12 protein-coding genes are annotated in these 14,130 nt (G+C 44.5%); 9 read left to right on the forward strand and 3 right to left on the reverse strand.

Annotation, left to right across the window (positions count from 1 at the left end; genetic code table 11):
• Nucleotides 1-87: 87 nt before the first annotated feature.
• Nucleotides 88-579 carry an RNA polymerase sigma factor gene (locus NSQ55_RS08945; protein WP_036684055.1) on the forward strand — a complete coding sequence of 164 codons (492 nt, stop codon included), beginning with the start codon at nt 88-90 and terminating at the stop codon, nt 577-579.
• Nucleotides 576-1,577 (forward strand): anti sigma factor C-terminal domain-containing protein, encoded by a 1,002-nt coding sequence (locus NSQ55_RS08950; RefSeq protein ID WP_076309816.1) that lies wholly within the window; start codon nt 576-578, stop codon nt 1,575-1,577. The genes NSQ55_RS08945 and NSQ55_RS08950 overlap by 4 nt, the downstream gene beginning before the upstream one ends.
• Before the next feature lie 693 nt (nt 1,578-2,270).
• Here the strand turns inward: NSQ55_RS08950 and NSQ55_RS08955 are convergent.
• Complete coding sequence (locus tag NSQ55_RS08955; RefSeq protein ID WP_036684053.1) at nt 2,271-2,615, reverse strand: helix-turn-helix domain-containing protein; 345 nt, start codon at nt 2,613-2,615, stop codon at nt 2,271-2,273.
• Nucleotides 2,616-2,789: 174 nt separating this feature from the next.
• Between NSQ55_RS08955 and NSQ55_RS08960 the strand changes: the two genes are divergently transcribed.
• The 5 genes from NSQ55_RS08960 (at nt 2,790) to NSQ55_RS08980 (ending at nt 7,608) form a co-directional block, all read left to right on the forward strand.
• Nucleotides 2,790-3,722 (forward strand): aldo/keto reductase family protein, encoded by a 933-nt coding sequence (locus tag NSQ55_RS08960; RefSeq protein WP_038569620.1) that lies wholly within the window; start codon nt 2,790-2,792, stop codon nt 3,720-3,722.
• Nucleotides 3,723-3,753: 31 nt separating this feature from the next.
• A complete protein-coding gene (locus NSQ55_RS08965) occupies nt 3,754-4,602 on the forward strand; it encodes an NAD(P)-dependent oxidoreductase (protein WP_339172697.1) in 849 nt (282 codons plus the stop codon).
• Between the two features lie 34 nt (nt 4,603-4,636).
• Nucleotides 4,637-5,659: an SDR family oxidoreductase gene (locus NSQ55_RS08970; protein ID WP_339172700.1), complete on the forward strand. Its 1,023-nt coding sequence runs from the start codon at nt 4,637-4,639 to the stop codon at nt 5,657-5,659.
• A gap of 152 nt (nt 5,660-5,811) precedes the next feature.
• The gene (locus tag NSQ55_RS08975) at nt 5,812-6,471 is read left to right on the forward strand and encodes a class I SAM-dependent methyltransferase (protein ID WP_076187130.1); all 660 of its coding nucleotides are present in this window, start codon (nt 5,812-5,814) and stop codon (nt 6,469-6,471) included.
• 84 nt (nt 6,472-6,555) lie between these two features.
• Nucleotides 6,556-7,608, forward strand: coding sequence for a CapA family protein (locus NSQ55_RS08980; RefSeq protein ID WP_339172703.1), 1,053 nt, complete (start codon nt 6,556-6,558; stop codon nt 7,606-7,608).
• Between the two features lie 1,091 nt (nt 7,609-8,699).
• Here NSQ55_RS08980 and NSQ55_RS08985 read toward each other — a convergent pair.
• Both NSQ55_RS08985 and NSQ55_RS08990 read right to left on the reverse strand, forming a co-directional pair.
• Nucleotides 8,700-9,533 (reverse strand): carbohydrate ABC transporter permease, encoded by an 834-nt coding sequence (locus NSQ55_RS08985; protein WP_036684045.1) that lies wholly within the window; start codon nt 9,531-9,533, stop codon nt 8,700-8,702.
• Entirely contained in the window at nt 9,533-10,423 is an 891-nt protein-coding gene (locus NSQ55_RS08990) for a sugar ABC transporter permease (protein WP_036684044.1), read from the reverse strand. Before NSQ55_RS08990 ends, NSQ55_RS08985 begins: the two co-directional genes overlap by 1 nt.
• A 197-nt stretch (nt 10,424-10,620) precedes the next feature.
• On the opposite strand from NSQ55_RS08990, the gene NSQ55_RS08995 reads away from it, so the two are divergent.
• Nucleotides 10,621-12,483, forward strand: a complete 1,863-nt coding sequence (locus NSQ55_RS08995; RefSeq protein WP_339174453.1) for a histidine kinase — start codon at nt 10,621-10,623, stop codon at nt 12,481-12,483.
• Nucleotides 12,476-14,119, forward strand: a complete 1,644-nt coding sequence (locus NSQ55_RS09000) for a response regulator (RefSeq protein WP_076179645.1) — start codon at nt 12,476-12,478, stop codon at nt 14,117-14,119. The genes NSQ55_RS08995 and NSQ55_RS09000 overlap by 8 nt, the downstream gene beginning before the upstream one ends.
• Nucleotides 14,120-14,130: the final 11 nt, after the last annotated feature.

Consider the following 14,130-nt stretch of genomic DNA (forward strand, 5'->3'; position numbering starts at 1 on the left):
CAGCCGTCTTTTGTTTTATAATTTTTTTCACCTCATAAGCTAACATTCCGAGAACTTTATCGTTATACATACGAAGGGAGGTGCAGGATGAAGCCCGGGCAGCTACATCAGATACTTCAACCTAAAATGTTAGAAATTCAAAAATACTTGATTCGTCTCGGGGCACCTGCAGCCGACGCTGAAGATATCGTACAGGATACGGTGTATAAGGCTCTTTTGTATATTGATTCCATTGATGAGAACAAATTCAGTGCATGGTTATATAAAGTAGCGATCAATCGCTACTATGATCTGTGCCGCCGCCGCAAGCGGATAGTCATTCCTATTGACTATGTAGATGTGCCGGATATGGAATTGCCAGAGGATCATGTGCTGTTAAAAGAGAAACGGGAAGACATCGAAAGAGTGTTGGATGAGCTTCTACCGCTCCATAAACAACTCATTATTATGAAGTATGAGCTGGAGCTGTCCTATCAGGAGATAGCTGAGCTTCTGGGAATTACGACAGATACAGTCAAATCGGCATTGTTTCGTGCCCGCAAGCAATTTCAAAAAAAGTATAGAGGTGAAGCGGAATGACAGCTCCATGGGAACAAAAGGATGATCAGAACCTTTCAAAAGTAATTAAGAAGGCAAAACGAAAAACAATGATTCGAAACACAATCATTTCTCTAGTGGTGACGGTTATAGTATTATTCGGCGGGATGCTGGGTAACGCCCATCTGACAAGCTGGTTGGCGATGCGTGGTTTGGATGAAGAGAGGATCATGATGAAGATTAGCAGTCCTAACCTTCAGGAGTTGAGAACTGAGCTTGATTTAGGGTTTCTATCGGGTAAAGTTGAACTGAGCACTTACAAAGTTGTTGAGGGTGTGCCCATCGTATGGGATACTAAAAAACTGTATTTCGATATGGGCAGCCGGTTTTCTCTGCTTAATAGGGGATACTCTAGTATAAATGTTCCTGACCCGGTAATGACACAGCAAAATTATGAATACTACCGAGGATATAACAGTCAAAATGGTCAGCGGGAAATGATGTTTTATGTGCCTGGAGTGAATTATAACGAAAAAGTGCTGAATGACCTGCCTTCACTCGAACAAATGGAACCTGGCAAGCTCGTAGAAATGGCTGTTTCTTTTGATAAAAGCTACACTCAGGTAGAGGTAGAGAAGATGCTGCCGGCGGGTTTGACACAGACTTGGTATTGGGTAGATACGTATGACAATAAAAAGAACCTTGAGTTTATTAGGAATGACAGCAGCCCGAATAAATATGCCTTACCGGAATCTGCTAGACAAGTATATGGCTACGGTGGGGAATGGGAAGGGTTATTTAAGCCGAAACCAGAGGATTTTTTACAATCCTTAACCTATGGGCTTCAGATGAAGGGCAAGCATTACGGAGAGTTTGAGCGAATCTCGAATTACTTGAAAAAGGATAAAGCGGCGCCGGACGCCAGTGATGTACAGCTATTGGGAGTTGTCGTTACTGGAACTGCGAAAGAGCTGCAAAGCCTCAAAGGAAAACCCTATGTAAATACGGCAGTTCTCGGCGCGATTGTGGATAAATATTAGATCAATATAGTAAAAATGCTGGAGGGGTTATTCTATATGTGGATTTTCTACGAAAAGAGACGATCTCTCCTTCATTTTCAAAAATGCAAGGGTCAAAAGAGCAGCGATTCATCCTCCTATTGGATCTTCGCTGCTCTGCGTTTTTGATTATCCGCGATCTGCTTCAGTAGTAGATTGAAGGCAAGGCAAAGCCTGCTGACCTCAAGTGGTAATTTGTCTATGACGCGATCGCAGAAATCGCAGAAATCGCTGGTATCTCCGGTTGTTTTCAGTTGTCCAAATACGCTTCCGACTCTATAATTAGGGGATTTCTCCCTATAATTCTTAGATATATGGTCATCTAACTTATAATTAGGGAAAACCTCCCTGTAATTTACCTGATTTGGTGAAAAATAAAGGAATCACCTCGATTTTTAGGGAGAAATCCCCTCATTATGCTCTTTTTTAGCGAATTTCGGCTATTTTTAGGGAGTATTTCCCCAATTCATACATCGCACATCGCACATCGCACACCGCACATCGCACATCGCACACCGCACATCGCACACCGCACGCCGCACGCCGCACATATCCCATGGGTTAAGTAAGAATCCATCCATTGTATAGCCTATTTATAAAAAAGAAGCTGCCCTATAAGTAGAATTCTCTACTTTTTGGACAGCTTCTTTTTTCATCGGTCACAATCTGCTCAAGCTAAGTCCATTTCGCGGACCACAGCTTCATTTCCTTCAAAATTTGATGTAAATCCTCACCTTTGGGAGTAAGCGAATATTCTACCGTAACAGGAACAGTCGGAAATACGTGACGTTCAAGCACACCATGCTCCTCCAGATGGCGCAACGTAGTGGTTAGTGCGCGGGGAGAAACATTAGTGATTTTTCGTTGCAGTGCACCAAAACGCTGCGTGCCGTCGAATAGCTCTCTGAGGACAAGAAAGGCCCATTTTCCACCTAATACTTCAAGTGTTTTTTCAACATTACATTCAATAGTAACAGGGGTTTTGGGGATATAATTATTAGTAGATTTAGCTGTCTTCAAGGTATCTCCTCCTGTTTGTGAAGCTACTATACTCTAGTATAGTAACTACACTAGAGATCATATAATAAACTAATTTTCACTTCTTTCTATTATATACAAACTATTCTAGAATGAATATGAGTGCTAAGCAACCTGCCAAAATCAAACACGGAACTATGGAGAGGAGCAGTTATTATGAAATATCGCAGATTAGGTGGAACCGGTTTAAAAGTCAGTGAGATTAGTTTGGGAAGCTGGCTGACATACGGAGGCTATGTGGAAAGAGATAATGCTGTTAATGCCATTGAAACCGCTTACGACTTAGGCGTAAATTTTTTTGATACTGCAAATGTTTATGAAAAAGGTGCTGCCGAGAAAGTACTAGGTGAGACTTTACGTAACTACTCTCGTGAGTCCTATGTATTAGCTACTAAAGTATACGGGGAAATGGGCTCGGGACCTAACGACCGTGGACTATCCCGCAAACATATCACGGAACAGTGTCATGCTAGCTTGAAACGTCTCGGAGTAGAATACGTGGATATTATGTATTGCCACCGTTTTGATCCGGAAACTCCAATTGAAGAGACCTTACGTGCGCTAGATGATCTGGTTCGGCAAGGCAAGGTATATTATGTCGGTGTTAGTGAGTGGACGGCGGCGCAAATGACCGATGCGTTAGCTGTAGCAGACCGCTATTTGCTAGATCATATTGTTGTTAATCAGCCGATTTATAATATGTTTAACCGTTATATTGAGAAAGAGATTATTCCGCTCGGCGAGCGCCGTGGGATTGGACAGGTGGTATTTTCTCCACTGGCTCAAGGGCTGTTAACTGGAAAGTATAACACGGACATCCCTGAGGATAGCCGTGCTGCTAAGCTGGATCGATTAAAAGATTCGATTACAGAAGAAAAGATTGAAAAAGTCCGCCAATTGAGTGGGATAGCCACGGAGCTGAATATTTCTGTTGGGAATTTGGCTTTGGCTTGGATTTTGCGTCAACCTAATGTAGCTAGTGCGCTGGTGGGTGCCAGCCGTCCGCAGCAGGTCGAAGAGAATGTTAAGGCTTCAGGTATTGAGCTTTCGGAAGAGATTTTGAAGCAGATTGAGGAGATTCTGGAGTAGTTGTTAGCTTCATAAAAAAGGAGACACACTCATGGCGAAAGTAGTTGTTACAGGCGGCAGTGGGATGTTGGGCAGATGGGTGGTCCGGCATTTTGTAGAGCAAGGGTATGAGGTTGTGAATGTAGATACGCAAAAATCCGCAGATTCTTTGTGCCCAACGATGATTGCTGATTTGAATAATTTGGGTGAAGTATATGGTGTGCTTGCAGGCGCTGATGCAGTTGTACATTTGGCTGCGATCCCAGCTGCAAATATAAAGACAAGTGAGGTTACCTTTCAAAATAATGTAGTATCTACCTATAACATTTTGGAGGCTGCAGCGGGTCTCGGGATTCGGAAAGCAGTGATTGCTTCCAGTGAATCCTCTTACGGAATCTGTTTTGCGGTTAATCCTTTGGGGCCGAAGTATGTGCCTATGGATGAGGAGCATCCACAGTTACCTGAAGACAGCTACGGTCTGTCTAAGGTTGTGAATGAGCAAACCGCTGAGATGTTCTATCGCAGAAAGGGTATACAGGTCGTTTCCCTACGAATCGGAAATGTTATTGATCCATCGGCGTATGAACGTTTCCCTTCCTTCATTCATGATCCAGCGCAGCGCGATCGGATTCTATGGAGTTATATAGATACACGGGATGTAGCAACAGCTTGCCAATTGGCAATCGAAACGGATGGATTGGGAGCGGTTGCTCTTAATATATGTGCAGATGAGACCAGCATGGCTGTTCCTAGCAGAGAGCTAATGGCCGCACGTTATCCAGAGGTGACGGATTTCCGCCAGCCACTGGAGGGTCACGAGTCGCTACTCAGTAATGAGAAGGCCAAAAAGCTGCTAAATTGGCAGCCGAAGCACGTATGGCGAAATTTTGTTAACCAGTAAATAACGAGCGGATTCACTATAAGGAGCGTGCAAAATGAAGGTCTTATTTATCGGAGGTACGGGATTAATTAGTCAGGCTGTATCCCCGTTGGCTGTAGATCAAGGAATCGAGCTGTATTTGTTCAACAGAGGACAGCGGGATGAATTCGTTCCAGAAGGTGCAAAAGTAATTAAAGGAGACATTCGTAATCCGGCAGAAGCCGCATTAGTATTACGAGATTACGAATTTGATGTAGTGGTAGACTGGATTGCTTTTACACCGGAACATGTGCAGGCAGACATTGACCTGTTCACAGGTAAAACGAAGCAGTACATTTTTATCAGCTCAGCCTCTGCTTATCAGAAACCGCAGCGTAATTATGTAATCACAGAAGAGACACCGCTGGAGAATCCTTATTGGGAGTACTCGAGGAATAAAATTGCGTGTGAGCAGCTGTTGATGGAAGCTTACAAGGCGAACGGATTCCCGGTTACGATTGTTCGTCCTTCCCATACCTATGGAAATACAGCCATCCCTGCGGCACTCACGAGTGGCCAGCATCCTTGGTCACTGATCGATCGTATCCGCCGTGGCTTACCTTTAGTCATACATGGAGATGGAACCTCTTTGTGGACACTGACACATAATTCGGATTTTGCCAAAGGTTTCGTTGGATTGCTTGGACATCCGGAAGCGATAGGCGAGGCCATTCATATAACTTCCGACGAGGTATTAAATTGGAATCAGATTTACGCGGCCATCGGACAAGCGGCAGGTGTGGAACCTAAAGTGGTGCATATCTCCACAGACTTTATCACAGCCTTTTCCCCTCCAGGGACAGCGGATGGTTTGGTCGGTGATCAAGCGGTAAGCAGTGTTTTTGATAATAGCAAAATCAAACGTTTCGTGCCTGACTTCCAGGCTACTGTGCCTTTCTCCGAAGGGATCAAGCAGTCGGTTGCTTGGTTCGAGGCTCATCCTGAGCAATGTACGGTCGATGCAGAATGGTCTGCGTTACTTGATAAGTTGATCGAGAGACATGGAATTGAGGCCAAACCTCTCTCATTCTACGCATAAGGTTTATACAGTTATATTTAAAGACGGTCTGTTCCTAAGGGAGCAGCCGTTTTTTTAGGTTTGTCTCGTTCAATGTAAGGTTATGGAATGAATCAGCAAATCATGAATATACTCTCACTACCTAAAATTCCGTTGAAAAAGGAGTCCTGGCCATGCCAACCCATCCCTTTGTCTCGCGTTTTTTCGTAAATTCAGATGCACGTCGTGAGAAGTTAATTTATGATCTGCCGGAATCATGGTGGAGCCGTCCCTTTGAATATGAGTGGTGTATTAACTTTATTTCTCCGCATGGTGTTGTGCTGGATGCAGCCTGTGGGATTCCTCATCCCTTGAAGTTTTATTTGGCAGGGGTTTGTGCAGAGGTCTATGCCTGCGATATGGACAGTAGGGTTATTTACCCAAAAGCTATCCAAGAATGTATTGAGAGTGAGATTGGGGAAAAAGCGGCGAAGCAGGTTATCGCTAGAAGAACAAACAACCTGCATTTCGCTCAAGCTAATCTGACGGATCTGCCTTATGAGGATGAAAGCTTTGACACTGTTTTTTGCATATCGGTATTGGAGCATTTGAGCTTTGAGGATACGGTCGGTACTTTACGGGAATTTCACCGGACGTTGAACGAAGAAGGATTATTGGTATTGACATTTGATTATCCAACGGTAAATCTGAGTCTTATGAATGACCTGCTGCTACAAACTGGATTTCAGTATTGGGGGGAGACAGATTTTGAATTGCCTGCGGATGCTGTGCATACGGATGCATGGGGTGGATTAAATTGTTTTAGAGCCGTTCTGAAAAAAGCAAAGGAATAACAGGTCTTTCTACTCTTAATTTAGTAACCTCTTTCCAGTATGCTAGGATCATAGCTAACAAAAGATGAGAGGAGGCTGTATTTTTTGAGATTAGGATCGAAGGTTTTGCGTAGAATAGCATTCATTACACTTATGTTATCACTAATAGTTCCTGTGACATCTGCTTCCAGTGCAGCTTCACTATCTTCAGATCCTATAAAGCTTGCTTTTGCGGGTGATATCCTTTTGGACGGTTTTGTTGGCGATCAGATTGCTAAATATGGGGTGGATTTTCCGTTTGTAAAGGTCGCACCTACGCTGCAAAAGGCTGACATCGCCTTCGCCAATCTGGAGACGCCTGTGTCTATCCGAGGGAAAGCGGCAGAGAAAACCTTTGCCTTCAGATCCAAACCAGCAACGTTGGGCGGCTTAACCTATGCAGGGATTGATGGAGTGTCCTTGGCGAATAATCATATTTTGGATTATGGAAAAGACGCTATGCTCGACACGCTGATCCATTTGGATCGAAACAAGATTGGCCATACAGGCGCTGGCAAAGATGAAGACGAAGCGTTCAAGCCTTATACTAAGACGGTAAAAGGGAAAAAGATCGCCATCCTTGGTGTTAGCCGTGTGCTTTCAAATCCTTCATGGTATGCCGGCAAAAACAAACCGGGAGCCGCTTCAGCTTACACCTCGCAGCCTATGCTTAGCGCCATTCAGAAGATGTCCAAGGAGAATGATTTCACGATCGTATATATTCACTGGAATGAAGAGTTTAAGGATTTCCCTGAAAAGTACGCTCGCACACTAGCTAAACAGATGATTGATAGCGGGGCGGATTTAATCCTTGGCGCACACAGTCACTGCCTTATGGGCATCGAATACTATAAGCACAAGCCCATTTATTATTCACTTGGGAATTTTGTGTTTAATCGCTCCACACGTGGTGGGGAAAAAACACTTAATTCTATGCTATTGAACGTTGAGATTAAGGACTCCAAGATGACCAGCAAGATTACCCCTGTCAAAATCATTGGCGGACAGCCCAATTTTATGGATGATTCCTACAATAGGAAAACGATTAAGCTCCTGAACACCCTATCTTTTAATGCCAACATAGATGCTAACGGCAGGGTCACGGAGAAAGAGCTTTAATAAATACAAACTCTGATTAGCTATTCACGGATCGCGCTCGATCTCGTTAGAATACGAAATGTGTGGAGTAACTGTGGAGTCCGTATGGGGTGGCATAAGTATGTATGGAGCACGTATGGAGTATGTATGGAGTATGTATGGAGTATGTATGGAGTACGTATGGAGTATGTATGGAGTATGTAAGGAGTACGTATGGAGTACGTATGATGTGGCGTATGGAATACCTATGGAGTGCCTATAAAGTATCACCGTTGTGTTTGTGAAATAACTGTATTCTATACACCTATTTTATATGTAAAACGGACCATTCTGCTTTTAAGTGTATTCTATGCAACTAAAAACTAGAGAATCGACCTAGAGGGCAATAAACCAACAAAATAGTTGCACGAAATACAGCTATATCCATCAGCCGAGCGAGTTGCAGGGTTATAGTTGTACAAAATACAGTTAAACTACTAGTTAGTATTGGAATGTCTGCATCAAAAGCTGACCGCAGCAGTATGTAGAGTATTGGAACGTCTGCATCAAAAGCAGACTGCAGCAGTATGTAGAGTATTGGAGCGTCTGCATCAAAAGCTGACTGTAGCAGTATGCAGAGAGTACCAATGGAGTACCAATGGAGTACCAATGGAGTCCGTATGGAGTGCCTATAAAGTATCACCGTTGTGTTTGTGAAATAACTGTATTCTATACACCTATTTTATATGTAAAACGGACCATACTGCTTTTAAGTGTATTCTATACAACTAAAAACTAGAGAATCGACCTAGAGGGCAATAAATCAACAGAATAGTTGCACGAAATACAGCTATATCCATCGGCCGAGCGAGTTGCAGAATTATAGTTGTACAAAATACAGTTAAACTACTAGTTAGTATTGGAACGTCTGCATCAAAAGCTGACCGCAGCAGTATGCAAAGTATTGGAATGTCTGCATCAAAAGCAGACTGCAGCAGTATGTAGAGTATTGGAGCGTCTGCATCAAAAGCTGACTGCAGCAGTATGTAGAGTATTGGAACGTTTGCAAAAAGGGGGAGATCCATATGGATCTCCCCCTTTTTATGCAGAAGCTAAGGTTGGGAATCAGATAATCAGCCCTTCACCGCCCCCGCAACAACACCCTTAACGATATACTTTTGCAAGAAGATGAATACTACGATTGATGGCAGCACCGCCATGACCATAGCTGTCATCGCATATTGCCAATCTGAGGTATATTGGCCCACGAAGGTGTAGGCAGCCAGTGTCAGCGTTTTGGTATCTGGGGAGCCGTTGACCATGAGCAGCGGGAGCAGGAAGTCATTCCAGATCCACATTACGTCGATAATGACAATGGTTGTTGTGACTGATTTCAGGAGTGGGAAGATGACACTGAAGAACAGGCGGAAGCCGGATGCTCCATCAATCGTGGCACTCTCATCAATTTCAACCGGAATACCCTTGACGAATCCATGGTAGATAAACACGGCGAGTGGAGCACCGAAACCCCAATATAACAACCCAAGTCCCCAAGTACTCTCAGAGAGATTTAAAGTCTTAGCCGTTTGCAGAACGGTCAGCATGATCGATTGGAACGGAATCAGCATCGGCATAATGCAGAGGAAATAAATCACCCCGCTCAGTCTGGATTTCGTCCGTGCCAGCTTGTAGGCTGCTATGGATGAAATGAACACAATACCCAGAAGACCTACACCGGTAATGACAAAGTTGTTCAGGAACAGCTTCGGATAGTTGATAAACTTCCACACGTAGGAATAGTTGCCGAAGACCAGATGTTTCGGCAGGGCGATGACATCCGTCATGACTTCGCTAAAGCTTTTTAACGAGTTGATAATCGTCAGAAATAGCGGATATAGAAATAGAAGAGAGAGGATGACCATAACAACCTCTAGAATGATTCGGCCTGCTTTGCGGTTTGTATTCATTATGCCTCAACCTCTCTTCGTTTGAAGAATGCTAACTGGAGAATGGTTACCACCAAGACGGCTAGGAACAGGATAAGCGCTTTCGCTGTACCGTATCCATACAGATTGTTCTGGAAGGTATCCCGGTAGATATCGTAAGCGATACTGTAGGTAGTTCCGCCAGGTCCGCCCCCGGTTAATGACAGGATGACATCGAACACCTTGATCGAATTGGTCAGTGCCATGAACACAGAAATCGTAATGGATGGAGCGAGCAGCGGCAGTGTAATACTGAAGAATTTTCTCATGGGACCAGCGCCGTCAACTGTGGCTGCTTCTTTGAGATCCTCAGGTACAGATTGCAGACCGGCAATATAAATGACCAGATAAAAACCAATCGACTGCCAGATGGAGACGGCCAGTATGGAGACGAAAGCAAGTCCCGGCGTCCCTAGCCAGCTTAGACCAAATATGGACCAGCCTGTACTTTCTCCGAGTGAGTTGAAACCTTGCATAAAGATAAATTTCCAGATAAAACCGACAATGACAAGACTGAGGATATAAGGAATAAAGAAAGCGGCTCTCAGCCAAGGGGTGCTCTTCAGCTTCATGTCCAGAACCAGTGCGAGCAGAATGGCCAGCACGTTAACGAGAACAATGTACAGAATCGCATACTTTATGGTGAACCAGGCTGAATTGGCGAAGTTGGTGTCGCCCATAAAGATTTGTTTGAAATTATCTAGTCCGACAAACTTAGGGTGTTTCGAAATTCCGTTCCATTTGGTCATCGAATAGCGGATAGTCATGGCAAACGGAATGTAGAATGCTACAGCGATACAGATGAGGACTGGGAGAGTGAATAATCCGAATTCTGTTTTCTCGCGCCATCTTTTGCCGAGTGATTTTAACATGGATGCACCTCTTCTTGATTTGTTGGGTGGTAATATCGACTAGGCTTGCCACACATAACCATTCCGGTTAGTCTATATTGTGTATTATAGAGCAGTACCCTATACTCAAAAATGGATTTAAGAGTACAGTTAGGGGTAAAAAGGTGAACTGAAATATTTATAATTAAGCCTGTAAATCGTGGGGGAGGTTGCCGGTTATTATTAAAAAGTGGATCATAAAGCGGTTTGAACCCGTGCTGGAGCTTGTCTCACGCAGGTTGGCGAACAAGCTTATTTTGCTGTTTACAATCATCATTATTTTGGTGGTGACCTCACTGACGTTCATTTCATACGGCATGCTGCGAAAAGAATCGGTGGATAACAGCATCGCCAGTACGAGCAACAATCTGTTGCTTGTCGGCCGGAATCTGGAGAGTTATTTGGACGGTATCGAGCAATTATCCCTGCCGCAAATATCGTATGACGAGATCGCCTATGCGATTTTGCATGAATCGGAGGATTATGCCTCGAAGATGTATGTGGAGGACTACTTGAAGAACCTGTACTTCTCCCGCAATGATCTGGAAGCTATCTACCTGTATGTGATCAAGGAGCACAAGTATTATTATGTCACCAAAGAGAACTACAATATTACCGTGCGGGTCGCCGAGCATCCGTCGATTGAGAATCTTTCCTGGTATAAAAAAGCGCTGGCCAGCCCGTTTAACCGTTCTTACCAGTCTTTTGTAAAAAACCAATCCTCGATGATCGATAGCTCCGACTACCCTATAAATAAGGATAAAAGCTTCATGGGCTACCATCGATTGCTGCGCTCCATAGTCTCCAGGGAACCGCAGGCGGTGCTCTCCCTTTATTTCAACTCTTCGGTTACGGACGAGATTATGAAGGATATTCCCTTCAGTAAAGGGCAGCACCTAATGTACGTCAGTCCCGATAATGAACCTTTTGTGGTGGATGACCCCGGGTTTTATCAACAGAGCGAACAAGCGGGACTGCTTAAGGAGCTGACACCAGCCTCAGGAGGACGCGTGACGTGGTCGGATAAAGAAGAGAAGTATCTAGTGATTTATGACATCAGCAAAAAAGAAGGCTGGAAGCTGATTAAGCCGATTCCCTACAAAGAAATTTATGAAGCGGCCACAACAACACGCAAATTGAACTATTTCATAGGACTGTTATTTTTAATCGTTTCGGTCATCTTGGTCAGCTTTATTTCGAACAAAATAACAAACCCGCTAAAGAATCTGTCGCTGCAGATGAAGCGGTTCAGTACAGGCAGCTTTGACGCTGAAGCACAGGTTGAAGGAAAGGATGAAATTGCCTATCTGTCTCGCCACTTCAATAAGATGGTGGAAAAGACGAATGAGCTGATCAATGAACGGTACAAAATGAAAATTGTCGAGAAAAATGCTGTACTCAAAGCACTGGAAGCTGAGATCAATCCGCATTTCTTATATAATGCCCTGCAAGCCATTTCCACCAAGGCGCTGAAAAACAACAATGATGATATTGTTGATATGGTCGATAATCTTGCTATGACGCTGAGATACTGCATTAGTGGCAAAGATGTGGTCCATGCCAGAGAGGAATTAAAGCATATTGAACGTTATTTAGCGCTGCAGAAGGCCCGTTTCGGAAATAGAATGCAGGTGGCCTACCAGTGGGAAGACCCTTTGCTGGAGCTGGAGATTCCGAAGCTGTCCATTCAGACCTTGGTAGAAAACTGCATCAAGCATGCGCTGGAAAAAGTATCCACAACGATCACAATTACCATTGAAGCGCATGTGACGCCTAGCCATACTGTTATTTCAGTGACGGATGATGGACCGGGGTTTAGCGGGGAGCGGCTGGAGCAAGTGAGAAATTCTCTTCAAATCCAGTGGGAGGATCAGGGCGGAGAAGACGCTGTAGAAAGTGACACGGAAAGCATTGGACTGAAAAATTTGAACACGCGGCTGAAGCTTTTGTATGGTGAGGCTGCGGGTTTGGCCATTACCAGTGATGCTGGCGGAACAAAGATGGACATGCGGTTACCGCGGGGAGGGATTAACCATGTATAAAGTACTGATTATAGATGATGAGGAACCGTTGCGTGAGGCGATCAACATCCTGGGAGACTGGAAAGGACTAGGTGTCGATCAGGTACTGGAGGCTACGGATGGAAGTATGGGGCTAGCCATGCTGCGTGAGCAAAAGATCGATCTCGTATTGGTCGACATGAAGATGCCGGAGCTGAACGGAAGTGAGCTGCTGCAGATCGTGGAGAAGGAGTTCCCGGAACTGCTGACGATTGTAATCAGCGGCTACAATGATTTTGAATATACCCGCCAGGCTATCCGTTCTAAGGTAGTTGATTATTTATTAAAGCCGGTCAACCGGGGGGATTTGAATGCGGCCTTACGTAAAGCTATCGATGTGCTGGAGGCTAAACGCAAGAAAGAAAGCGAGTTCATCAACAGGAACATTACGCTCAACATGTCTCTGCCGAAGCTAAAGGAGAAAATCTATCTGTCGATCATTGAGCGCAGCTTCAAAAATCAGTCCAACGAGGCTTTTCTGCCGTTGATCGGCGCCGATACGACCGGAAACTATTTTGCTGCGGGTGTACTGCGGGTGCTCAATTTGGAACAAGTGCGTCGTAATCGCTTCCATGAGGACCGGGATTTGCTGCATTTTGCCGTCACAAATGTGATTAATGAGAATAGCGATGAGCATTTTCAGGCTTTCAGCTTCGCCAGCCATAAGGGAGAACGCGAGTTTATCGCCATCTTCACGATGAAAGGCGGCTATGAGGAGGACGCAACTTTCCGCTCTTTACATCATATGAAGAAGTTAGTCTCGACGCTGAAAGAGCTGTTCGGAATTGTTGTTGCCGGAGGAATCGGACAGCCCTATGGTGACATCATGGCGCTTGCTCAATCCTATGAGACTGCCAAAGCCTCTCTCGACGGGATTGACCTCCTGACGCTGAAGGGAGCGATTGTCACAAATAGCAGCAACGATACTTCCCAGGGGAAAGATAATCCTTCCTTGACGGGACGTATGCCCTTGATTCGCAACGCACTGGAGAGCGGGAACATCAATCATGCCAAAAGTATTTTAAGCGAATTCACGAAGAAATGGGAGGCTTCCGGACGTTTTAATCTGGGCGAGGCTGACCGGCAGATAGAGGAGTTTATTATTTTGCTGAACGATATTGCCACGGAGCTGGATGCGATCCCCGAACGTATTCGCGGCGGTAAAGATAAAGGATTGCGTGGGCTAGGCATCGGAAGCGATTTTGCTTCCTTTGGCGAATTTGAGCGGGTGCTGAGCGGAATTCTAGATTGCTATGGCAATGAAATCAGCAAAAGCCTTGCTGGCAATCGCCCCAGCGTACTGGAAAATATTAAAGCATACATTGATAATCACTATTTTGAGAATATTAAAATATCGATGTTCACGGATAAATATTTCCTGAGCAGAGAATACTTGATGAAACTTTTTAAAGGGCAATATGGTTATGGCATACATGAGTATGTACAAAAGGTAAGAATGGACAAGGCAAAGGAGCTGCTATCCACCCCCGATTTGAAAATCCAAGACATTTCCGAGATGTTGGGGTACAAGGACAAAAATTATTTCAGCAAGGCGTTCCGTAATTATTATGACTGTTCACCTTCTGAATATCGGGTTCTGCTATTGAACGGGGAGTAGTGAAGCGGTTA

Source organism: Paenibacillus sp. FSL H7-0943 (assembly GCF_037963265.1).
GTDB lineage: Bacteria > Bacillota > Bacilli > Paenibacillales > Paenibacillaceae > Paenibacillus_AQ > Paenibacillus_AQ odorifer.

Bases quoted from the DNA above. Each gene is read 5' to 3' on its own strand.
- NSQ55_RS08945 (WP_036684055.1), top strand. From the start codon at position 88: ATGAAGCCCGGGCAGCTACATCAGATACTTCAACCTAAAATGTTAGAA.
- NSQ55_RS08970 (WP_339172700.1), top strand. From the start codon at position 4,637: ATGAAGGTCTTATTTATCGGAGGTACGGGATTAATTAGTCAGGCTGTA.
- NSQ55_RS08960 (WP_038569620.1), top strand. From the start codon at position 2,790: ATGAAATATCGCAGATTAGGTGGAACCGGTTTAAAAGTCAGTGAGATT.
- NSQ55_RS08965 (WP_339172697.1), top strand. From the start codon at position 3,754: ATGGCGAAAGTAGTTGTTACAGGCGGCAGTGGGATGTTGGGCAGATGG.
- NSQ55_RS08985 (WP_036684045.1), bottom strand. From the start codon at position 9,533: ATGAATACAAACCGCAAAGCAGGCCGAATCATTCTAGAGGTTGTTATG.
- NSQ55_RS08990 (WP_036684044.1), bottom strand. From the start codon at position 10,423: ATGTTAAAATCACTCGGCAAAAGATGGCGCGAGAAAACAGAATTCGGA.
- NSQ55_RS08975 (WP_076187130.1), top strand. From the start codon at position 5,812: ATGCCAACCCATCCCTTTGTCTCGCGTTTTTTCGTAAATTCAGATGCA.
- NSQ55_RS08950 (WP_076309816.1), top strand. From the start codon at position 576: ATGACAGCTCCATGGGAACAAAAGGATGATCAGAACCTTTCAAAAGTA.
- NSQ55_RS09000 (WP_076179645.1), top strand. From the start codon at position 12,476: ATGTATAAAGTACTGATTATAGATGATGAGGAACCGTTGCGTGAGGCG.